This window comes from Paraburkholderia diazotrophica (assembly GCF_038900755.1).
Lineage (GTDB): Bacteria > Pseudomonadota > Gammaproteobacteria > Burkholderiales > Burkholderiaceae > Paraburkholderia > Paraburkholderia diazotrophica_A.
This window is the reverse complement of sequence record NZ_JBBPEN010000012.1, coordinates 62032-83496: the sequence shown is the minus strand read 5'-3', so window position 1 is coordinate 83496 and position 21465 is coordinate 62032. Positions and strand designations below refer to the sequence as shown.

Genomic DNA, 21465 nt, shown 5'->3' with positions numbered 1-21465 from the left:
TGCAGGACAAGGTGCAACCCATCGACACCCTATATGTGGAGGCGACGCTCGCCAATCTCTATCACGAGCTTGTGCACACCGCGCTCGTGATCCTCGTGAGCCTGGGCGTGAATACGTTTCTGGTCGCGCTCTTCACGTTCTATATCCTGTGGCGGCTGGTCACGCGGCATCTCGCGGCGATCGCGCGCACTGTCAACGATTGCGATTTTCACGAGCCGCCGCGCGAGGCGGATGAGCTCGACCGCGTGGCGTCGGCATTCGACGGGATGGATATGCGCCTGCATCGTGCGTATCTCGACGAGCGCGAGGCGTCCATCGAGCGCGAAGCATGCCGCTTAACTGCATCCTTGGTTATGCGCAGATCCTCGGAATTTCATCAGCTCGCGCGCGACAGCAACATGCGCGGCATCATTCAGTGGGCGGAGCGCATCGCGGCAAACGATCCGGCGCATGCGGGGTTCGCCGCGCGGCTGCATCAACTGGCGCGCGCGTACCAGTCGAAGGCGATCCTGCAGCTCGTTGAGCGGCACCTGGAAGGGGATACCGCAACATGAGCCATCTCGCCGCTCCAGCTGTACACACGGACACCGTCCTGATCGTCGACGATACGCCCGCGAATCTCGGCGTGGTCGTCGACAGTCTCGAAGCGCGGGGGATTCGCGTGCTGGTGGCGCTCGACGGTATCGAAGCGTTGGAGCGCGCGGCTTTCGCGCAGCCCGACCTGATTTTGCTCGACGTGAAGATGCCGGGCATCGACGGCTTTGAGACGTGTCGCCGTCTGAAGCGCGACGAACGCACGCGCGATATCGCCGTGATCTTCATGACCTCGCTGACGGGCGACGAGGATCGCGTCGCGGGCTTTTCGGCGGGCGGGGTCGACTACGTGACCAAGCCGTTGCGCGTCGACGAGACACTGGCGCGCGTCGGTGTGCATCTCGAGCTGCGCGCCATGCACAAGCAGCTTCTCGCACAGAACCGGCAACTGCTCGCCGAAGTGGCCGTGCGCAAGGAAACGGAGGCTGCGCTATCGCAGGCGCGCGATGACCTCGAACGGCGCGTCGCGTCGCGCACCGAAGAACTGGCGCGCGCCAACGCGGACCTGCACGCGCAGATCGACGAGCGGCGGCGCGCGGACGCGCGCTTGCAGGCAAGCGAGGCGCGCTTTCGCGTAATCGTCGAAACCAGTCCGGTGCCGTTGTGCATCACGTCGATGCCGGATGGACACATCCTCTACACGAACGAGCCGCTGCGCGAACTCTTCGGCATGGACGAAGGCATGTCGGCCAATATCGCAGATTTTTACACCGATCCAGGCGAGCGCGACCATCTGATCCAGTATCTGCGGATGGAGGGCAGCCTGCGTAATGCGGAGGTGCAGTTCCGGCGCCCCGACGGCACGCAGTTCTGGGCGATGGCGACGGCGCGCGTCGCCACCTACGACGATTCTCCCGCGATCTATGTCGGCCTGAACGACATCACGGGGCGCAAGCTGCGTATTTCGGACGAACGTGACCGGCCGTTTCGGGATGGTGACCGGCGATTTCGGCAACGTGACCGGGCATTTCGGGAACGTGACCGAGCGGACCGGAAGGCAGGATTGGCGTTGCGCATGACATCAACCACGCGGGCTATGCTCGCCGGCTTTTGCCGGAGAGAGCATGCCCGCGCACCGGATGAACATGCGCATGATCAAGGACGTTTTACGACTTAAATTCGACGGCGGCTTCTCGCACGATCGGATCGCCGCGTCACTGGGCATATCCAAGGGCGTGGTCACGAAGTACATCGGACTGGCCGGTGCCGCCGGGTTGGACTGGGCAAGCGCCTGCGATATGGATGAAGGCGAACTCGAGCGGCGGCTTCTCGGCAAACCCACCGGGCCTGCAGGCTACGCCCAGCCCGACTACGGACGCATCCATCAGGAGCTGCGTCGCAAGGGCATGACGCTGACGTTGCTGTGGGAGGAGTACCAGGCCGAGTTCGCGGACCGGCAGACCTACCGCTATACGCAGTTCTGCGAGCACTACAAGGCGTTCACGAAACGCCTGAAGCGCTCGATGCGTCAGATTCACCGCGCCGGCGAGAAGCTGTTTGTCGACTTCGCCGGCCCCACGTTGCCGCTGACGACTGGACGCCGCGCGCACATCTTCGTGGCGGCCATGGGCGCATCGAGCTACACATTCGCCTGTGCGACGCCGGCCGAAACGATGGAGGACTGGCTGGGCGGCATTGGTCGCGCGTTGACCTTCTATGGCGGCGTGCCGCAGCTGATCGTGCCGGATAACCCGCGCGCGATGATTGCCGATCCCGATCGCTATGAACCTCGCGCCGGCGACACCGTGCTGGACTTTGCGCGTCACTACGGCACGTCATTCCTTCCTGCACGCGTATATCGTCCGCATGACAAACCGAAGGTAGAGGTTGCGGTCCAGGTCGTCGAACGCTGGATCATGGCGCGCCTGCGTCATCACCGGTTTGAGTCGGTCCACTCGGTCAATGAGGCGGTCCGCCCGCTGCTCAGGAACCTGAATGAGAGGCCATTCCAGAAGCTGCCGGGATGTCGTGCCAGCGCATTCGCCCAGCTGGACGCGCCGGCACTGCAGCCGCTGCCGGCACAGCCCTATGAGCTCGCGCGCTTCAAGACAGTGACGGTTCACATCTTGTGTGGCGAAGCGATTTCTGTGGCCTTGATGCCGATGGGCAGCTTCCCGTCTGACATCATGCAGTCTGGAGGCCACAGAAATCCGGTTACAGTGAGCGCAAAAAATGCAGCAGTTCTGAGTCCATTCGACGCCGTGGTGTCTTGCCAGATGGCTGCAGTTGCGCCAACGCACGCGATTTCATCTCGAGATCGATCTGAGCGTAAATGTTGGTGGTATTGAGCGACACGTGGCCGAGCCATGCACGGATTGTGTTGATGTCGACTCCCGCACGTAGAAGGTAGGTGGCAGTCGTATGGCGAATCGTGTGCGGGCTGACCCGCTTCGAGCAGATTGCAGGGAACCGCTCCTCGATTCGCCTTGCGCATCGCTCAACCAAAGAATGGACTCCAAATCTTGTAATCGACGTGCCGCGCCGATTCAGGAATACACTCTGCCCCGCTGGCCGATCGACAATCAACGCGGAAATCTCCGCTGCCGTTTGTTGCCAAAGTGGGCATAACCGAACCTTGTTGCCTTTGCCCAGCAGTCTGACAAACGCATTGCGGTTGCCGTCTTGCGGCTGTAATTGCAGGTCCTCAATCTTAACTTGTGCAACCTCGGTAGCTCGCGCACCCGTGTTGTAAAGGAATATCAGCAGCGCGTGGTCGCGTACTCCCTGCGCCGTTCGTAAGTCTGCGGCTGCAAGGAGTGCGTCCATCTCGGGCTTCTCGAGGTAGGGAATCTCGGGGCGAGCGAACTTACGGAATGGGATCGCCATGACATGCGCAGACCATTCCAGGTGCTCTGGTCCGTATTCGCCCACAAATCGCGCGAAGCTGTGTATGGCCGCGAGACGCTGGTTCTCGCGCTCACAGTCTTACCCATCGCCGCTGTTGGGAGAAATCGGTTGATCAAATCCCTGCTGATATCGTCGACCTTGAGCATGTCAGGACGTGTTCGTAGGCCATTCGCTGCGTAACGAATGAGCCTGGCCAGTGTGTCGCGGTAGCTCAACTGTGTGCTTCGCGCCACACTTCTCACTGTGACGAGGTAATCCGCCAGAAAGCGTTTGACCCAGGGGGCCAACAGATTCAGATCGTTCATGACTGTTTCTCCAGTGCGACGTAGTGCCCGAGACGAATCGATGCTTCCACAAGGAGCTCCGGCGACATGGGAAGATAAACTTGCGTGGCCGCTATGCTCGCGTGTCCAAGATAGGTCGACAGCAGAGGTAGAAGTCGCTGCACGTCGGCGCCTTGCTGATACCAGGTGGTCAAACGATGGACGGCGAACGTCGCCCGCATATCATGCAAACGAGGCTGATATCGGGCGCCGTCGTTGCGCAAAACGCCAGCCTTCGACCTGAGCCTAGCAAATGCGCGTCGGATGCCGCTTGCGGTCGGGCGACCACCGTCACGGCGGATAAATAGCGGCGAGTCGTCGCACGTCTCGACGTTGATGGATTCGTGAACGGCCACTATGTACTCGTCCAGGATCTGGACCAGATGCGTTCCGAGTGGAACCCATCGAGTCTTATAGAACTTCGTGTCGCGGACCGTGAGCATCTGCCGCGACAAATCTATATCTGCGAGGCATAGATGTAGTGCTTCGCCCAATCGCAGTCCCGTCCCGTATAAAAGTAGCACGAGGACTCGAAGGGTCCGTGCTTCAATCAGCGTATCGTGGGCGCCATCAAGCGCGGCGATCAGTCGGTCGATGTCGTCTTCGGAATACACATAAGGTTTGTAATCCTGATTGCATCGTGGTGTTCTTGTCGGTAGAGGAATGTCGGGTACCAGACCGCGTGCGATCGCAAAGCGGAAGAATCTCATCAGGGCAGAGTGCTTGCGATGCCAGTAGTGGCTAAGTGGTCGATTTCCGTCGAGGAACGCCCGAACCTCCGCCGGGGAGATCGAGCTGAGTTCTCGGTCTTGACCCACGTACTTCGCAAACAAGGAAAGCACGCCATGAATACTGTCTCCTTTACATCCGTTGGCGTGGATAACCTGCATATACGCCGATATTGCGTCAACGAGGGTCATAGAAACCTCCTGAGATCAACATCAGCCACCTGGCGCAGGCCATTGATGTCCACCTTCGCATAAAGCGCCGTGGTCGCTGGATGACTATGTCCGAGGAAGTCGCCAATCTCCTTCATGGTTAAACCTCGCCCGAGAAGCCGCGTCGCACACGCGTGTCGCAATGCATGTGGTCCTGTGTGTTTGATCGCCAGATCCATAGGCCGCAACTGACGACTCACTATCTGCCAGATCGCGCTGCTGCTAATTGGTTGATATGGGCTGCGCAACTGGAGAAACACCTCACGCCGATCGGACCTCACTCGAACGAAACGCAGGTACCTGGCAATAGCATCGGCAGCGTCGCCCGCCAACGGAAAGACAGCGACGTGTGGGCTTTGCTCGGAGCGATGTACGCGGACAATCCCTTGCTGCCAGTCAAAATCATCGAGCTGCAGCCGGCGCACTTCGGCCACGCGCAATCCGTACACCACGAACATCATCACGATGGCTCGATCACGAATCGCGCCGGGCCGGTCCCCTTCGAGCTTCTCAAGAAGATGAATGACCTCGGGCCAGGACGGACCAGCCGGTAGCGCCTCGCCTTGATATACCCGGGCCGGTTGTATCGATGCAGACAAACCTGACTGGCATTGCCCGTGCTCCTGCAGATAAAGAATGAAATTCCGAATGTTGTAGCCATAGGTTTGCATCGACGCGCGCGTCAGACCATCATGGCTTCCCTTCAAGGAAAGAATGCGGTCGATGGCTTTCCAGTCAAGCTGATGAATGTCATAGCCCTCAGCGCCGGCGAGCCGAAGAAACTCGGCAGCGCGACCGCAACGCGTGCGAATGGTTACTGCGGAGAGATTGCGCTCGTCGCGCATGAAGCGAGCATAGGCCGCGATCTGTTCCAAGTCAGGCTGTTCCCTGGTCGACGCTTGCAGTCGCCCGAGAAAACGCAACCAGTTCGTCGCTGTCGCTATATACGCCGTTCGGGACGCTTCGCCATCGGTCCGGGTGGGGTTAGCCGTTTGACGGTCACGCCATCGATCTGCAAGCTTGTTGAGTTGAGCAGCGGTGACGGAATCCGGTAACTTCCATCGCAATGCCTCTCCGATCCGCATCATGTACGCTGCATGGCGAATCAACGTCTTGCGGGAAGCCCGCTGATGCTGCATGTACTCAAGGTACCTGACTCGCTCGCGATAGAGCGGAGCAGTAGCGTGGCAAGCAACCGCAGCAGGCCGTTTGAAAAGTTGATCGAACATGAGGAGACCTCCTTCCGCGAAAGGCGGAAAGGTAATGTTGCTCCTCAAATGGCGCCATGATTCTTTGGCCTCCAGACTGCATGATGTCAGACGGGAAGCTGACCATCGGCATCAAGGCTACAGAAATCGCTTCGCCACACAAGATGTGTTCTGTGGTCGACCACAGAACCGGCCGACTATCACGTCGAGATCAACAAACACCGCTACAGCGTGCCGCACGCGCTTGTCGGTCTCAAGCTCGATGCGCGCATCACGGCGGGCGCTGTCGAACTGCTGCATCGCGGTCGCCGAGTTGCCAGCCACGCACGCAACGACCGCGTAGGCGGCTACACCACCGTCGTCGAGCACATGCCAGCGGCGCACCGCGCTCATCTGGAATGGACGCCGCAACGGCTGATTCATTGGGGACAGCAGATCGGCGTGGCAACCGGCGTGCTTGTTACCCGGCTGCTGCAGGAGCAACGCCATCCGGAACACGGCTATCGGGCGTGCCTCGGATTGCTCTCGCTCTCACGTCGCTACGGCCGAGAACGTCTCGAAGCCGCCTGTGCGCTAGCACTGGAGCTCGGCGTGCATCGTTACCGCCACGTGCGCGACATCCTGATCAACAACCGCGACCGCGCTGCAGTGGCAACGCCTGCCGACTGGATCAGCCCGAGCCACGCGCATGTACGCGGCCCCGGCTACTACCAATAAAGAAGATCCACCATGATGATGCAACAGACACTGACGCAACTGCGCACCCTGAAGCTGGACGGTTTCGCTGACGGCCTGGAAGAACAACTGACGCAGCCCGGTGCGGCCAGCCTGAGCTTCGAGGAACGCCTGTCACTGCTGGTCGACCGGGAAGCCAGCTGGCGTGATGATCGCCGTCGTACCCGACTGCTCAAGCAGGCGCGCCTCAAGTATCCGCAAGCCGCCATTGAAGATCTCGACACGCGCGCTGGCCGTGGCGTCGATCCGCGCTCACTCACGAGTCTCGCGCTCGGTGACTGGGTCGAAGCCGGCTACAGCCTGCTCATCAGCGGTCCAACCGGCGCTGGGAAATCGTGGCTCGCTTGCGCCCTGGCCCAATACGCCTGCCGGCGCGGGCATTCGGCCTTGTATCTGCGCGTGCCGCGACTTGGCGAGGAGCTTCGCGTTCTGCACGGCAATGGCGGCTTCACAAAATGGCTGCTGCAGGTCGCCCGCGTTGACGTGCTCCTGCTGGACGATTGGGGAATGGCTCCCCTCGACGCGATGGTCCGAAACGATCTGCTCGAGATGATCGATGACCGCTCGGCGGGAAAGGCGACCATCATCACCAGCCAGTTACCGATTGAGCACTGGCATGGATGGATCGGCGACGAGACCATCGCCGACGCAATGCTCGACCGTCTCATGCAGCGTCATCACCGGATCACGCTCACCGGTGAATCCCTCAGAAAGGCATCCCCAAAACCCAACGTCCTGGAGCCCGAACTCGACCAGAACTAACAAGAAAATCTACAATCAACACCGCGCAACGCCCAACCCCGCCGAATCGGTCACGTTCCCGAAATCGGCGGTCACGTTCGCCGAAATACGCAGCAAGCAGATGGAACAGGAACTCGTCGAATCACGCGAGCAGCAGCGCGAGCTGTCCGCGTACATGGAGGCGATCCGCGAAGAGGAGAGAAAGCGCATCGCGATGGAGATTCACGACGAGCTTGGCCAGTTGCTGACTGCGCTCAAAATGGACGTGTCGCTGCTCAAGATGCGCCTCACGCACGATCCCGAAGCAACGAAAAAAGCCGATGACATGCGCGAACTGGTCGAAGGTACGATCTGGATGGTACGCAACGTCGCGAGTCATTTGCGGCCGGCCGCACTGAATTTCGGCATCGTGTCGGCGCTCGAATGGCTGGTCGACGAGTTCAACCGCCGCAATCCGATTCCTTGCGAGTTGCGCATCGTCGGTGGCGAGCCTGCGCTCCCGGATGCGCACGCGACGGCCGTGTTCCGCATCGTGCAGGCGTCCCTGACGAATGTCGCGCGGCATGCCGACGCAACGCGCGTGGACGTGACGCTGATCTCGACGGCGGAGAAGTTCGAATTGCAGGTGCGTGACGACGGCCGCGGCTTCGATCAGCAAGTGGTGCGGCGCAATTATTCATATGGTCTGCTCGGCATGAACGAGCGCGCGCGGCTGATCGGCGGATCGCTTTCGATCGGCAGCGCGCCGGGCGCGGGCACCACGGTTTCGATTCACATCCCGCTCGATGGCGGACCTCGAACATGATCAGGATACTCATTGCAGACGATCATGCGATCGTCCGCGGCGGACTTAGGCAGATCGTCGCAACCACAAGCGATATCGTCGTCGTGGCGGAAGCGGCGCAAGGGGCAGAAGTGGTCGACAGGCTGCGCAGTTGCGTCGTCGATCTGCTCCTGCTCGACATGACGATGCCCGGCATCAGCGGCGTCGATCTGATCCGACGAGTACGGGCAGAGCAGCCTTCGCTACCCGTACTCGTGCTGAGCATTCACGACGAGGCGCAGGTGGCGTCGCGCGCATTGCGCGCGGGCGCGACGGGCTATCTGACCAAGGACAGCGACCCGGACGTGCTGCTCGCGGCGATCCGCAAGCTCGCGGACGGAGGCCGCTTCATCGATCCGAAACTCGTCGATGCAATGGTCTTCGAAACACAGCGCGGCGACGTGCCGCCGCACGAAGTGCTGTCGGACCGCGAATTTCAGGTGCTGCAGATGCTCGCGGCGGGCAGGAGCATCAACGAAATCGCCGACGCGTGCGCGCTCAGCGCGAAAACGATCAGTACGCACAAGATGCGACTGATGCAGAAACTCGGGCTTTCCAACAATGCCGAGGTGATCCGGTACGCGATCCGGCACGGATTGATCGTCGAGTAGCGCGATGCTCGCCCCGCGAAATGCAGGGATGAGGCGAGTATCGCGAGCATTCTGCAGGGGCGTCCGAATCTTTTTTCAGCGGCCCGTGACAGGATTTCAATCAGGCTCGCTGGCAATACGCGAGCCACCTGTGCGACCCATTTCACCAGTGGTTATCGTGAAGTGTGCGATTCGACGGGTGGCGAAGAATTCGCTTGAAGATCAGATACGGCTGGCGCGTGTAATTTCCTCTCCTGCGCGACGCGGCAAGCGCAGCGTGACGGGAATCGACGCCAGCGAGCACAAGCTCACCAGCAGAAACGCGGGCCAGAAATCCGACCACATGATAGACGCGTGCCCGTTCGCTAGGCGGGAAATCTGCAGCATGATGCCGCCGATCGTCACGCTTAGACCGAGCGACATCCGGTGCACAGCACTGCCGAGGCTCGTTGCCCGTCCAACGTCGCGACTCGCGACTTCTGCATAGGTTAACGAGTTGAGGGTCGTTAATTGCAGCGCCGGAAAAAGGCCGCCAACCAGCACAACTACCCAGATGACCCACGTTGGTGTGCACGGGAAAAAAAATCCGTGAGCTGCGACCGACACGCCCGAGAGCGCGGCATTCGCCACCAGCACCGAACGGAAGCCGTAGCGTTTCAGTACGCGTGTGGCAACCGTGCGTGTGAACACGGCACCCAAAGCGGACGCGCAAGTGATGAGGCCTGACTCAAAGGCACTCATGCCGTATCCTTCCTGCAGCATCAGAGGCAACAGGAACGGCATTGCGCCAAGGCCGATGCGGAACAGCGATCCGCCGAGGACGCTCGCGCGAAACGTCGGTATGTCGAAAAACTGCAGATCGAGGAGGGGCAGCGGTGCGCGCCGTTCATGTGCAACGTATCCGGCGAGCAATACGACGCCCATTGCAGCCATGCAGCAAGCATCGCGGTTCGAAATGAGTTCAGAACCGATAAGGGACAAGCCAAGCAGAAGTAGAGCAGTACCGGCCCCTGTCAGAAAAAAGCCTGTCCAGTCGAGGGAGCCCGGATGAGGTTCGTCGGTGTTTGCCATGTATTTATTCGTCAAGCAGATGCCGAGAATGCTGATAGGCACGTTGACAAGGAAAGCTAGGCGCCAATGCGAGTAGGTTGTAATAAGGCCCCCGAGTAGCGGGCCTGCGGCGGGGCCGAGCATCGCGGGAACGCTGAGATAATTCATCGCGCGTATGATATCGGCCCTCTGCACAACGCGAAAAATGATGATCCGGCCCACCGGCACCATCATCGCGCCTCCGACGCCTTGCACGAAGCGTGCGAGCGCGAAGGTGATGAGGGAATTTGTCGCCACGCAGAGGAGAGAGCCGACTAGGAAGGTGCCAATCGCTGAGCGAAACACCGTGCGCGCACCGAAGCGGTCCGCGAGCCAGCCACAGACAGGTATAAACGCGCCGAGCCCAACGGCGTAACTCGTCACTGCAACTTTTAACGTCACCGCATCACGCCCGAAATCGCGTGCCATCGTCGGCAGAGCCGTGACGATGACGTTCTCGTCGACACATTCCATGAATATGGCGCACGCGACGATCATAGGCGTGATCAGGGCTTTCTGGCCAACACTCGAGCTAACCATTTTGATTGTTCAGTTGCATGACTCTCTGTTCATAGAGCAGGCCATGGAGCTTCTGCAGGTCTGGACTCAATCCGCCCTCAGGTCTGATAGCGCGGATGGTCGACGTGTGCGCGTAGCCGAAGAGTGTATGCTTGGTGTACGGAACGTTGTGCCTTGTGTCACAGAGGCTATAAGCTCATCGCACGAATGATTTAAAAGGGAAGCCTACTGCCTCGTTCCGGACCGGAGTCGGTACGCGACTTTCGTGTTTTCTTTCCTTTCCTTTGTTCCTTCTCACCATGCAATAGTTGAGCCAGAACCCGTAAATAGCAGGAAGATGAAATAACCTTTACTGAAACCGAGATTGGACATTATGTCCACGTTCCATGTGAATGTTCTTGTTTAGAACGATCACAAAAAATTGCGAGTTCTTTTCACAAGTTATTTTGCAGTCTTTCGCTATGTCGCACATCCGACAATGTCGGATTGCGAGATGTCGGTTTGCCGTCATTGTGTCGATTCTTAGGCGCTTGTCGTCTTCGTGGTCGCATGCGCACAACGTGCCGTAAGATGGTCGCTGCAACGTTCCGATGCGATCGTCGCGGTTTGTCCGCAAAGCACGTCAAGGAATCGTTACGGCGACGTAATCGGCCTGAATGAACCCATCTCGTTATACAGAAGTGTCATACCCGTCGCGCAGGATCTGGATGGTGATCACCGCATCCATGACACGCTGCATGCCAATCCACAGTGTCTTCGCGCCGGGTTCACCATCGCCCTTGCGTCCGAGGAATCCACCCAGTGACGCGATGATCCGTATCATCTGGTTAAGCGTCGGTGGCTTTTTCGGGCGGGGTTTCTTTGAGAGCACGTGTGCGCCATGTATCTCGTCAGCCTCAAAGAACAGCGAGGCATCCAGGTCCGGGCAGGTCCTGCCCAGTCGCATGAACCGTGCGATACGCCAGGACACCACCATATACAGCACAAGCGCCTTCTCCACGCGCTCCATCTGCGAGAGCTGCAGCGTTTCAACCCGGCAGGCGTTCTTCAACACATTGAAGAACATCTCGATCTCCCACCTCGCGCGGTACCAGTCAATCAGTTCGGTGAGCGCATGCGCATCGGGCACTTCGCGATTGCTCAGCAGACGCCAGACGACGGGCTTCACGTCAGTGGGCGCATCCACTTCACATGCCTCAATGCAGCTCAGCTCGACGCCGCAGCGCCCGGGTAACGTAACGCGCTGTGCGCGCAGCTCCTGCTTCACTTCACGCGCCTTCTGGCCACCCCGCCCGGGCAGCACGAAGCTGATATGACCGAGCACCTCGCTCGCGTGTACCGTCTCCCACAGTTTCGCTTCGCCCTTGAGTGCGCGGTTGTGCTGGGAGCGGATCAGCCAGTCAGCCGGTTCGCCCAACTCCTGCGCACGCTGCATGAGCGCGGCGATATCACCCTCGCGATCGGCCACATATATCAGCCGCGTGCCTAGCATGGCTGCCGCCTGCTGCGCCACGATCTCATAACTTTCGATCCATCGAACGCTCTCGCGCACGCCGCCACGCTGGCCGTTTTCGTCGCGCGGCTTGCGTGCCCACATCCAGGCGTTCATGACACCCAGCGCCTCACGATCCGGTGTGACCGCATAGGTCGCGTGAAGATACATGCCCACCTGCGCTTCGTAACTGAGCGGGCCCGCCCCTCGATGTCCTGACCGTTGAAGTTCAGCTCTGTCGTGTCAGCCACGCACAGGACTACCGGTAACTCTCCCATGCGCGCAGCGGTGCGCTCCCAGTGCGGCTGCATCATGTCACGCCAGTCGATGTGCTCATTGCCCAGAAAGCGGTACGCCGCCATGGTCTCGGCCCAGCCCTCACAGGCACCCGGAATACTCGCAGTGGGACGCGTGGCAAACCGCTTCAGCAATTCCTTCGCCCGACGATCTCGCCTTGGGTCACCCAGATCCAGTGTTTCAAATTCCTCGTCCACCCACGCTCCCGGCTCATTGCGAATCTGCATTCGAAAAGTCGAGAGTAAACGCGAAATTCCGGCCGTTAACAAACCCCTGTCACGCCGGCGCATCGCTCAATGCGCTTTCGGATAAACGTCTGCTACTGCAGCCACTTCTGTATAACGAGATGGAATGAACCGGTGGACGATTAGAGATTGGAACGGAAATCGATGGTGCGGGTCAACTGAAATTGCACGGCGTGGCCAACCTCATGGCGGTGGGCTCGGCAAAACCCGCTGGGTCGTAGAGCGGACCATCTCCTGGCTTCACAACTTCCGACGCTTGCGCATCCGCTTCGAACGCTTCGCTTTCATCCATGAAGCTTTCCTGAAGCTGGCCTGCTGCATCATATGCTGGCGACAGCTTCAAACATCATTTAGTTAAGTGTGCGCGCATCGTTCTTGTCGGCATCGAACTGATGCATATGGACCGCAAGGGGGCAGCTGCAACACGATGATATAGGCAGAACCGCCGCAGAGCAGTTCCCACTCGCTCGTTACGTAGGATCCTATTTTAGTCTCAGAGCTTTCTCATCTCGATCTTCTTGTTGCGAAAGAGCCAGTTGGCTTTCAGGCTGCCGGGGCCTGCGTGTCAATGGAGGCAATCGTCTTTGCCTGATTCCTACTGAGTTGGGTGCCGGTGCATTTGACTTCTGCACGACTACACCCGAGCAAATTGGGGGTTACTGGTCCGTGCCCGGCTCATTGGGTTCGCGACCCAAGTTTGCTTTGCAACGTTCCCAGTTCGCCGCACGTAACAATATCGTGTGCGGCAAATGATGTCGGGCGACGAGGTCTCGTCTCAACTCTCGATCTTCGGCAGGCGAATCATTCGTCAAGCGTTCACGACGGCCTTCATGTCAGAATGGATGGACTCCTGCCGATCATCGATCGGCCATCACGTATGCGTGACCGTTCCACGATGGCAGAATGTGCGAAAGGAGAGCCATTAACCGGTTGCCTGCAGTACGAGTTGCGCAAGGAGCGATCGGCGGCTGGGCTCATGTGCATTGCATCCGCGCATCTACTGCGATCCGTTTGCGAAGCGCCTCGAAACGCTCAAGCACCTTTTCTCCAAAACGCGGATCGGGGCTAGCAGAAACGACGGCATCGACCGCTGCCCAGTCCTGTTCCGTCAACACCTGCGCGGCGCGAGGCATCAAATCTCGCTCCTCAGTAGAAATGTGGTGACGATAGTACACAAGGTACGTGGCCGTGGCCGCCTCCAGAGCCGTGCGGGAGACGATGACATCTCCAGCGGCTTCATTGATGCGATTCAGGAGTTCATCGCCGGCCGCGGCAATCACGCGATGCTCCTGCAGGACTCGATTCACGACGACTTGAATCCTGGGATCGCGTTTGGCAAGCCGAGCGTACGCGACATCCTCGCGCGGATGATGAATACGATCGGAAAAATTCCGCATGTAGTAAAGGATGTCGTTCATAAGTCCGTAATTCGGACTCTCGCCCCGATGGAGCACAGCCACCTGTTCTTCGAGAAGATCGAGCAGCCGGGCAAAACTAACGTGCTCGGTGTGCCATACAGAAAGTGAGTCCGGCATGACATGCTCCATGGTCAGGTACAGACTGTCTGAACCAAACGGTGAATGCAGCCCTTGTCGGCGTGATCGATAGTGCCGCAGCGGGACCGGTACAATCGAAATGTTACCAGGTGCACCGCCAAGAAGGACTGACACAGATCAATACACTGTGGTATTGGTAGGCAGAGATCGGTCGCGACACGGACGGCTTGGGACAGCGTCAAGCAGCACGCCGGCGCATTGACTCAGGATTTTTGCTACCAAGCGGTGCCTGTTGCCTCATGTAATTTGTTTCATTCAAGCTGAAATCCAAGACACGTCATGGCGCGAGAGTCACGAAGCGATATGAAGCGCCCTTGACGCCCCGTGAGCGCGTCCTGCGGTCGACGTCGGTGCCGCAAGCAACCAAACGCAGACTACGTGCTAAGTTTCGTGCGCTCGACCCGCTGGACCTCCTGAGCCGAATGCGCGAAGCGCAGCAGCACGTCGCGCAATGTAGCGAATCGGGCACGGCGCCGAAGGAGGCGAAAACACCTGGTCGCGTTTCCCTCGCGGATTTCCTGGCGAGTCTTGGGACAGCGTGGCAGGACGGCGAGGTAAGACCCACGCATCATCGAAAGGCGCGCGTCCCCCATACCTGGCGCAGCCGGGAAGAGCCGTTCGAGCACACCTGGCCGACAATACAGCAATGGCTCAAATCCGAGCCCGGCATCACCGCGAAGAAGCTACATGAGCGTCTCGTCGCCATGGCATCGGCGACGTATTCAGGCGCCCAGCTACGCACCCTGCAGCGTCGCGTCAAGGCATGGCGATCGAACCGCGCCAGGGAACTGGTGACCAGGATACTTGGCGACGCCGACGCGATGAAGGCTGACGCTGCTACGCAGCGCCAGCCTTCATCGCAAAACAACCGGAGAGTGACAATTATCCGGGAGTAACATCATCCCGTGAGGCAACACGCCGGTCAACATGGTTGTCGCGGTCCACGGAGGCACGATCACGGTTCGTAGTAGCGCCGGATCGGCTTACGATACTCCGCGCTGAACCACAGGAACCATTCCGAGAACAGGTGCTGGATCTGCGCGGCCGCCTCGTCGGAGAGTTCGGGCAGCGTTGGCGTACGCGGTATCTCATCCGCTTGCCGGTTTCGGGCCTTCGTGCGTCTGGATTGCCGGTTCATCGGAATTCCTCAATGTCCTGTTGCAGCAGTTCGTCGGGGATATGGGTTCAGCGCCTTAGGTACGGCCGGCTGCATGGCGGTGCGCAGGATGCGGACCGCCTGCCGTGGCAACCTTCGTGAGGCCTGCCGCAGCAGTTCAAGCCCGGAGTCGGACAGCAGCGTGTGCGTGCAGCCGGCGCTCTTGAGCGCGTGCGAGATCAGTTGCCCGCAGGCGGTTGCCCGCCTAAATGTGATGCATCAGGGTGGTGAACTTCGCACCCGGTCGGTCTTTGGCCGTCTGTCGTATGTTTTCGAGCGCGGGTGTCCCACGTGATATTACCGATCCCGCGACGGAGCTTACCCGTCTCACCTCGAATAGCGCGAGATACCGCTCCTCATTCTGCGCGCGACGTAACAGATGAACTGCGCCACCGATTCGCGGGTCCACAGATAGAACGGCAACGCCAGCTGATCCGGATCATATTGTGGACTTCACGGCCGTGATCCAGCCGGCCACTTCCCGGCCGACGGCCACGCTTGCCTGGGCAGAGCGATGTCAACCCGCCGTCTCGCGAGCGCGGGGGTGCGCATAACGTTTGCTTCCTCTCGGTATTGACAAATCAGCGGCCAGCGCAGGCCGTTAAGCAGGGTTAGCGATTCTCAAGAGACGCTGCGAACCGCGCGTGGGATGCGCGCGGCGGTCGGCTACGCTTCGCCGTGCGATGTCAAGAATGTACGGTTGGCGACAACAGCTTTTACCAGTGCGGTACTGGCAATTTTACGGCAACGGGTGCAGAAACCTGGTCACGCTGTAGCAGGCGACCGTTCCCATTTCTCGCTCCGGGGAGGTCTTTGATGGCACGCATTGCAAAAAGAAAGCTGTTAAGTGCCGACACCGTGGATAAGGCATGAGCAGTCCGCTATCAGATGTCGGAGATTCACCAGACGTTGCGTGATCGGATCTGCACTCTGTATTATCCTCCCGGCCCCGTACTAGGGGAGACTGCAATTGCGGACGAATTCCAGGTCAGTCGCACACCGATTCGGAAAAATCTTCAGAGGCTCGAGTACGAAGGCCTCGTGGAAATAAGGAATGGCGTTGGTACGATAGTCAGGGGCGGTGATCTTCGAGAATACCGTGACACCTACGCATTCCGGCTAAAATTGAGCGAGATGCTTGGTGACTTCTGTTCTCCAGCACACGCTCCCAAAGCGCTTGAGCGAATGCAAGGACTGGTTCTCAGAGCGAGGACGCTGCAACACAAGCCGCGGAATTTCGAAGCATGCGGGCAGATCCTCCATGAGTTGCATTCCGTAATCAACGGTCTGGTAACGAACGGAGAGGTTCGCCAAACGCGTGACCGTTGTTACTTGCAAGTATCGCGCCTTCGGCTCAATATTGTGGAACTTTTATGGGACGACGAGGTTAAGAACCTCAGCGGAGAGCTAGAGGAATGTTGCTTGGCGCTGCGCGCTGGGGACATGCGCGCTCTTGGACTAGTACGACATCCCGTAAATATTGAATAATTAAACGCCTCCGTTATCATGTCGGGATGAGCCGAGGCCGTCATGCAACGTCAGTGAAGCTGACGAAGAAAGAAAAAGAGAAACTCCTGTCGCTGATCGCACAGAAGACGGCCCCGCAGCGGGATGTGATGCGGGCTCGGATTGCGTTGTGGGCACATGAGGGACACTCGAATACCGTGATTGCGCGAGAGCTCGGCGTATCGGTGCAGACGGTCAGCACGTGGCGCAAGCGCATTGCGCGGCAAGGCGCACAGGGCATTCGGGAAGGTGAGCGCAGTGGCCGTCCGCCGCGCATTGCGCAGGAAACGCGACTGCAATTGATTGCGTTGGCTTGCGAAGCGCAGGAACCGCAGGGGCGGCTCACGCCGACGCTCGACGAGATCGTGACGCGCGCAATCGAGCGCGGCATCGTCGAACAGATCAGCCGTAGCCATGTTCAGCGGATCTTGCAGGCCGGCGACGTGCGCCCGCACCGGGTGCAGCAATGGCTACACAGTCCCGACCCCGCCTTTCGCGAGAAGGTCAATGTAATTTGCAAGCTGTATCGCAAGGCGCCCAAAAACGCGGTGGTGCTCAGCATCGACGAGAAGACAGGTATCCAGGCCATCGAGCGCAAGCATCCGGGGCGTGCGCCGGCGGCGGGACGGCTACGTCGTCGGGAGTTTGAATATATCCGCCTATAAAGACTTTCCCTTTTTAGCAAGATCCGGTTCATACGTTCATCTGTATGACAGCAGCACTTGACGACTCGACAGACAGTCTTAGTTCATTGCGTAGAGTTCCCCGACTTGATAGCTGCTTTTCCGGGGTGAGGAAAAGGTCAAGCCCGAAGCCGCGAAGCGGTGCGCCACGGGCGCAGGCTTGAGGTTCGACTCACCCCGGAGAATCATTCCCTTGGTCGGGAACGGACGATATCTCCGCTGAGATTGTCTGACCGGGTCCAGTACCGCTAATACAGTTCATCTGCCCAGTTCCTGTGTTATCAAGGTGGTCGGCATCGAGCGGCGAGACAGACTGCGCACCTATAAACGGCCTTGCTGGGGCGTTGTCGTTACCGCGCCCGGGGCCCGGATAATAACCGCGCAGCAGGACTCCATTCATGGCTCGGTGTTACGTCTTGACGTTACCTGGCGGATATGCGAGTTCGCCCACTGCCGGTCTGACCTGTCGCTATCCTTGCCTTTGCGTCCTTGACTATGAAGTTCGCCTTTTCAGGCGCACTGCCCACTACCGATCAGTTGCTCATAGGTCGCCCGGTACCACGCCCGGCTGGCATCGGGCGAGTCTGGACATACGACGGATCGAATCGTTCGCCCTTGGCCAGAATCGCCCAGAGGATGCGCGCGTGCTTGTTGGCGACGGCCGCACACGTTCGAGCCCAACCGATGCGCGCTTGCAGTTGCATAATCCAGCGCGACAGCCGGTCGTGTCGTCGAGGGGCGGTCCTGACAGCCGAGCGTGCACCCTGAAACAGCAACGTGCGCAGATACGTGTTGCCCTGCCTGGTGATGTGGCCCAGCCGGGTCTTGCCACCACTGCTGGCCTGGCTCGGCACGGCGCCGAGCCAGGCGGCAAATTGCCGGCCATTCTTGAACTGGCGCGCATCGCCGACGGTCGCGGTCGCGGCGGACGCGGTGAGCGGGCCGATGCCGACAACCGCCATCACGCGCTGTGCGTCACTGTCGTGTTTCACCTGCGCGGCAATCTGAACGTCGAACCGGGCGATTTCTATCTTGACGTGCTTGCCGCCTTTGCGATACGGCGCGGCGAACTGAGGCGCAATCAGCCGAACCTCGTGGCCGAGCGCGCGCAGCTTGCGCGCCCAGTAGTGGGCTGCGCTGCACGCTTCCATTGCCACCAGGCACGGCGAAAGGTTCGCAAACCATTCCAGAAATTTCTGCCGCGGGATCGCCTTCCTGACCACGACGCGCTCCGCACTGTCGACGCCGTGTAACTGGATGGTGTTCTTCGCCAGATCCACGCCGATACGAGTAATCTTGTCCATGACTTTCCCCCTTCTCAGATGGGTTGAGTGGCATCGACCATCCTGGCATATCGCTATGCCACCGAGGTCGGGGAAAGTCCTTACCATTCACGGTACCCAGGCGTTGATTGCCGCGCTGGATGTGCACACGGGAAAGGTGTTGGCAGAGTGCCGCGAGCGCCGTACCCAAGACGATCTGGTAGCCTTCATGGAGCGCGTGGCTGCTGCATACCCGGGCAAGCAGGTGCACGTGGTTTGGGACAACCTGAACACGCATCGCGCCCAGGCCGTCTGGCAGGCGTTCAATGCGCGACATGGCAAGCGGTTTCACTTCCACTTCACGCCGTTGCACGCGAGTTGGGTCAATCAGATTGAACTATGGTTTGCGCGCTACACGCGCCGGGTATTGCGCCATGCCAGCCATACCAGCACCGCGCCCCTGCGCGAGCGAAGCGCGCAGTTTATCCGCGAGCATAATCAGGCAGCGCGCCCCTTCAAATGGAGTTTCCGGGGCTACCCACTACAAACCGGCGCAACGTAATCGAGGGGACCGACGTGCCAGCAATACCCGCCAAACATTACGCGGCCGAACTTCAGCGTCAACTACGCACCTTGCTCGGCCATGACCAGATTGTTACGCAAGCCTACGGACGTCACCTGCTGATAAAACGTCTGGACGATGAGGCGCCCACTGTTGTGGCGCGCCTCACTGAGCTCGGCCGCAATCGTTATGGCGCTGCCTTCCGCACCCATAGTGGTCGTTGGGAACCGCTGCCCGGAACCGGTTCGCTCGAGGAGATGGCCGATGTCGTCGTCACGCTCCTGCAGCCCTATTTACAGCCCGATAATTAATAAAGCTATTTACGGGATGTTGTACTAGTACAACGGAACTACATTTCGTTCGGTCTCACACATATCGCTCGTTTGATCTCATAGTTTGCCGGACAGGTCGTGTAATTTGACCGGTACCGTGATGCGTGTATGAACGCATAACATCAGATACTGGTCCCATTCTGGAACGGTATTGGTAAAATCGATGCTTGCAGAGGATTGCGAACTGACTCGTGACGGGCTTCCGTTCATATGCGGCGCAGTACCACCCGGCGGTGATGGCTCGCGGCGCAAAGTGTTTGATCTCAGCATTTTCGCCTGGGAGGTGGCTGCGGAGACCGATGTTTTGTGAACCGCGGGCGCAAACGCAAAGAACGGAATCACACTGTCCCCGGCCTAGTGCCAGACTGCTACAACGGTCGGCAGATTACGGCCCCACGGGCCCTGTTCAAAGGCGAGGAGTTCGGCCTCGGCGCTCGGGACTGTGTAAAATTGGTCAGATTGCGGCGGCTAGTTCGCTGCGCTCTTTGCAGTTCGTATATTCCAACGCGTCGCGGATCAGATGCGCGATGCAGGTTTGTAGCGTCATCACCGGAAGCACTTCGACCAGCGCCTCGACATGCCCTTCAGTTCATCGGTCGCGGCAATCAGGATGTTCTCACGCACCGTGTTTTTAGGTCGCCAAGGAACTTCATCCCGAACTTCGCGCCCTTGATCTGTTCGATCCACAGGCTGAGAATGTCGTGTGTGCCATCCCGGTAGCGCGCCCAGCGGCAGAACACGGGCTCGTTGCACACACCCGTCGTCACGTATCTTACGGGCAACGCCTCAAAGAACGCCACTGGGTACATCGCCTCGAGCGGGTGGGTCTGCCTGGCGCTCACTTCGTCCAACACGGCAGAGCTGATGACTTTAGAAGACATCTCAGTGCCGTGCTGCCCAGACACAAAACCTTGGACTTCCCTGCATGGTCATGCCGCGCGCGTACATCGCGATGTCTTATCGTCGAACGTTGTCAATCTGGATTGGATCGAGAGTGCCGGCACGGTGGCGTGAAATTTTCAGCCTTAGCGGACCGTCGTCGGCAGACTCTTGTCGCCGTTGCACTGGTTGGTCGTGTTCCGAGGCCACTCCATGCGATTGGCCCAGATGGTGAACAAGCTCTGCGCCAATTGTTCTGCAGATTTATCGCTTCGTTCAGGCGCGAGGGCTGAAGGTGGACAATCCGGCTGAAGATATCCGGCCTTCGGCTATCGCCACCTTTAAGCCGCGTGACCGGGCATTGACGCCAGCCGAAATTCATGTGTTTTTCAAGGCACTGGAGCGCACCGCCACGCTGCCTACGCTGCGTCTGGCCGTCAGGTTCATGCTGCTAACAATGGTGCGCAAGTCGGAATTCATCCTGGCCACATGGGATGAGGTCGACTTCAATGCGGCCCTCTGGACGGTTCCGAAGGAGCGGATGAAGGCCGGGCGTGCGCACAATGTCTATCTGAGCCAGCAAGCCCTCGATATTCTGGTCACCTTCAAGACGTGTTTCGGCGCGAGCTCGTACCTGCATCCCGGTCGTTACGAGACAGAATTGCCGATAAGTGCCGCCACGCTGAATCGCGTAATAGATAGCACCGTTAAGCTCATTCGCGAGACCGGGGCGGACTTCGAGTCTTTCTCGGTGCATGACCTGCGAAGAACGGCGAGCACGCATTTGCATGAAGCTGGGTTCAATAGCGACTGGATAGAGAAATGTCTGGCGCACGAGCAGCGCGGGGTGAGGGCGGTGTACAACAAGGCCGAATATGCCGAGCAGAGGAGGACGATGCTACAGGCGTGGGCGGATATGCTTGAGGGCTGGATCGTAACGGATCCTGCGGCGGATAACACCGCTCACGAACGGTCCGTTGCGCGCGGCCTGAGTCTGATCGCGTAGAAGCCTTCGTGTGTGAGGAGCGTTGGCGGTGGCCGAATGACAGGGGCCATACGGCGAGTACATTTCTCGACCTCGAACTTTC

13 protein-coding genes and 11 pseudogenes are annotated in these 21465 nt (G+C 59.3%); 14 read left to right on the top strand and 10 right to left on the bottom strand.

The window, feature by feature from the left end:
* Window positions 1–11 precede the first annotated feature (11 nt).
* The 3 genes and pseudogenes from AABE10_RS29790 to istA all read left to right on the top strand — a co-directional run.
* Window positions 12–554, top strand: a complete 543-nt coding sequence (locus tag AABE10_RS29790) for a hypothetical protein (protein WP_342936759.1) — start codon at window positions 12–14, stop codon at window positions 552–554.
* Window positions 551–1492, top strand: a pseudogene (locus tag AABE10_RS29785) (response regulator); the annotation flags it as partial. The gene AABE10_RS29790 and the pseudogene AABE10_RS29785, both read left to right, overlap by 4 nt.
* A 187-nt stretch (window positions 1493–1679) precedes the next feature.
* Window positions 1680–2660: pseudogene (istA, locus tag AABE10_RS29780) on the top strand (IS21 family transposase); the annotation flags it as partial.
* An 88-nt stretch (window positions 2661–2748) separates the two neighbouring features.
* On the opposite strand, the gene AABE10_RS36500 reads toward istA, so the two are convergent.
* The 3 genes from AABE10_RS36500 to AABE10_RS29770 all read right to left on the bottom strand — a co-directional run bounded on the left by AABE10_RS36500 (window position 2749) and on the right by AABE10_RS29770 (window position 5931).
* Window positions 2749–3360: a tyrosine-type recombinase/integrase gene (locus tag AABE10_RS36500; protein WP_428983411.1), complete on the bottom strand. Its 612-nt coding sequence runs from the start codon at window positions 3358–3360 to the stop codon at window positions 2749–2751.
* A gap of 382 nt (window positions 3361–3742) precedes the next feature.
* The gene (locus tag AABE10_RS29775; RefSeq protein WP_342936758.1) at window positions 3743–4684 is read right to left on the bottom strand and encodes a tyrosine-type recombinase/integrase; all 942 of its coding nucleotides are present in this window, start codon (window positions 4682–4684) and stop codon (window positions 3743–3745) included.
* On the bottom strand, window positions 4681–5931 hold the full coding sequence (locus AABE10_RS29770; protein ID WP_342936757.1) for a tyrosine-type recombinase/integrase: 1251 nt from the start codon (window positions 5929–5931) through the stop codon (window positions 4681–4683). The genes AABE10_RS29775 and AABE10_RS29770 overlap by 4 nt, the downstream gene beginning before the upstream one ends.
* A gap of 174 nt (window positions 5932–6105) precedes the next feature.
* Between AABE10_RS29770 and AABE10_RS29765 the strand changes: the two are divergent.
* From AABE10_RS29765 to AABE10_RS29750, 4 genes and pseudogenes are all read left to right on the top strand, one after another.
* Window positions 6106–6627, top strand: a pseudogene (locus tag AABE10_RS29765) (Mu transposase domain-containing protein); the annotation flags it as partial.
* A gap of 12 nt (window positions 6628–6639) precedes the next feature.
* Window positions 6640–7407: an IS21-like element helper ATPase IstB gene (gene istB / locus AABE10_RS29760; protein WP_091789752.1), complete on the top strand. Its 768-nt coding sequence runs from the start codon at window positions 6640–6642 to the stop codon at window positions 7405–7407.
* A 94-nt stretch (window positions 7408–7501) separates the two neighbouring features.
* Window positions 7502–8191: pseudogene (locus tag AABE10_RS29755) on the top strand (sensor histidine kinase); the annotation flags it as partial.
* Window positions 8188–8820 (top strand): response regulator transcription factor, encoded by a 633-nt coding sequence (locus AABE10_RS29750; RefSeq protein WP_342936756.1) that lies wholly within the window; start codon window positions 8188–8190, stop codon window positions 8818–8820. The pseudogene AABE10_RS29755 and the gene AABE10_RS29750, both read left to right, overlap by 4 nt.
* 201 nt (window positions 8821–9021) lie before the next feature.
* Here AABE10_RS29750 and AABE10_RS29745 read toward each other — a convergent pair whose 3' ends face one another.
* Entirely contained in the window at window positions 9022–10428 is a 1407-nt protein-coding gene (locus tag AABE10_RS29745; RefSeq protein ID WP_342936755.1) for an MFS transporter, read from the bottom strand.
* A 649-nt stretch (window positions 10429–11077) separates the two neighbouring features.
* Window positions 11078–12423, bottom strand: a pseudogene (locus tag AABE10_RS29740) (IS4 family transposase).
* Window positions 12424–12604: 181 nt separating this feature from the next.
* Between AABE10_RS29740 and AABE10_RS29735 the strand changes: the two are divergent.
* Window positions 12605–12799 (top strand): annotated as a pseudogene (locus AABE10_RS29735) (transposase); the annotation flags it as partial.
* A 616-nt stretch (window positions 12800–13415) separates the two neighbouring features.
* Here AABE10_RS29735 and AABE10_RS29730 read toward each other — a convergent pair.
* Window positions 13416–13976, bottom strand: coding sequence for a hemerythrin domain-containing protein (locus tag AABE10_RS29730; RefSeq protein ID WP_342936754.1), 561 nt, complete (start codon window positions 13974–13976; stop codon window positions 13416–13418).
* A gap of 443 nt (window positions 13977–14419) precedes the next feature.
* Here AABE10_RS29730 and AABE10_RS29725 point away from each other — a divergent pair, with 443 nt between their 5' ends.
* On the top strand, window positions 14420–14893 hold the full coding sequence (locus tag AABE10_RS29725) for a hypothetical protein (protein WP_342936753.1): 474 nt from the start codon (window positions 14420–14422) through the stop codon (window positions 14891–14893).
* Between the two features lie 59 nt (window positions 14894–14952).
* Here the strand turns inward: AABE10_RS29725 and AABE10_RS29720 are convergent, their stop codons facing one another.
* Complete coding sequence (locus tag AABE10_RS29720) at window positions 14953–15135, bottom strand: hypothetical protein (protein WP_342936752.1); 183 nt, start codon at window positions 15133–15135, stop codon at window positions 14953–14955.
* A gap of 906 nt (window positions 15136–16041) precedes the next feature.
* On the opposite strand from AABE10_RS29720, the gene AABE10_RS29715 reads away from it, so the two are divergent.
* Entirely contained in the window at window positions 16042–16641 is a 600-nt protein-coding gene (locus tag AABE10_RS29715) for a GntR family transcriptional regulator (protein WP_342936751.1), read from the top strand.
* Window positions 16642–16667: 26 nt separating this feature from the next.
* Window positions 16668–17318 (top strand): annotated as a pseudogene (locus AABE10_RS29710) (IS630 family transposase); the annotation flags it as partial.
* Between the two features lie 557 nt (window positions 17319–17875).
* On the opposite strand, the gene AABE10_RS29705 reads toward AABE10_RS29710, so the two are convergent.
* On the bottom strand, window positions 17876–18646 hold the full coding sequence (locus tag AABE10_RS29705; RefSeq protein ID WP_342936750.1) for an IS110 family transposase: 771 nt from the start codon (window positions 18644–18646) through the stop codon (window positions 17876–17878).
* 88 nt (window positions 18647–18734) lie between these two features.
* On the opposite strand from AABE10_RS29705, the pseudogene AABE10_RS29700 reads away from it, so the two are divergent.
* Together AABE10_RS29700 and AABE10_RS29695 are read left to right on the top strand one after the other, a co-directional pair.
* A pseudogene (locus AABE10_RS29700) lies at window positions 18735–19166 on the top strand (IS630 family transposase); the annotation flags it as partial.
* Window positions 19167–19180: 14 nt separating this feature from the next.
* A complete protein-coding gene (locus tag AABE10_RS29695) occupies window positions 19181–19477 on the top strand; it encodes a hypothetical protein (RefSeq protein WP_342936749.1) in 297 nt (98 codons plus the stop codon).
* A 475-nt stretch (window positions 19478–19952) separates the two neighbouring features.
* Here AABE10_RS29695 and AABE10_RS36495 read toward each other — a convergent pair.
* Window positions 19953–20072 (bottom strand): annotated as a pseudogene (locus AABE10_RS36495) (hypothetical protein); the annotation flags it as partial.
* 31 nt (window positions 20073–20103) lie between these two features.
* A pseudogene (locus tag AABE10_RS29690) lies at window positions 20104–20409 on the bottom strand (transposase); the annotation flags it as partial.
* A gap of 218 nt (window positions 20410–20627) precedes the next feature.
* Here AABE10_RS29690 and AABE10_RS29685 point away from each other — a divergent pair.
* Window positions 20628–21383, top strand: a pseudogene (locus AABE10_RS29685) (tyrosine-type recombinase/integrase); the annotation flags it as partial.
* Window positions 21384–21465 lie beyond the last annotated feature (82 nt).

What these genes read in the sequence shown, in the direction of transcription:
- AABE10_RS29725 (WP_342936753.1), top strand. Translation starts at nt 14,420, where the DNA reads ATGCGCGAAGCGCAGCAGCACGTCGCGCAATGTAGCGAATCGGGCACG.
- AABE10_RS29715 (WP_342936751.1), top strand. Translation starts at nt 16,042, where the DNA reads ATGTCGGAGATTCACCAGACGTTGCGTGATCGGATCTGCACTCTGTAT.
- AABE10_RS29750 (WP_342936756.1), top strand. Translation starts at nt 8,188, where the DNA reads ATGATCAGGATACTCATTGCAGACGATCATGCGATCGTCCGCGGCGGA.
- AABE10_RS29705 (WP_342936750.1), bottom strand. Translation starts at nt 18,646, where the DNA reads ATGGACAAGATTACTCGTATCGGCGTGGATCTGGCGAAGAACACCATC.
- AABE10_RS29730 (WP_342936754.1), bottom strand. Translation starts at nt 13,976, where the DNA reads ATGCCGGACTCACTTTCTGTATGGCACACCGAGCACGTTAGTTTTGCC.
- AABE10_RS36500 (WP_428983411.1), bottom strand. Translation starts at nt 3,360, where the DNA reads ATGGACGCACTCCTTGCAGCCGCAGACTTACGAACGGCGCAGGGAGTA.
- AABE10_RS29745 (WP_342936755.1), bottom strand. Translation starts at nt 10,428, where the DNA reads ATGGTTAGCTCGAGTGTTGGCCAGAAAGCCCTGATCACGCCTATGATC.
- AABE10_RS29775 (WP_342936758.1), bottom strand. Translation starts at nt 4,684, where the DNA reads ATGACCCTCGTTGACGCAATATCGGCGTATATGCAGGTTATCCACGCC.
- istB (WP_091789752.1), top strand. Translation starts at nt 6,640, where the DNA reads ATGATGATGCAACAGACACTGACGCAACTGCGCACCCTGAAGCTGGAC.
- AABE10_RS29720 (WP_342936752.1), bottom strand. Translation starts at nt 15,135, where the DNA reads ATGAACCGGCAATCCAGACGCACGAAGGCCCGAAACCGGCAAGCGGAT.
- AABE10_RS29770 (WP_342936757.1), bottom strand. Translation starts at nt 5,931, where the DNA reads ATGTTCGATCAACTTTTCAAACGGCCTGCTGCGGTTGCTTGCCACGCT.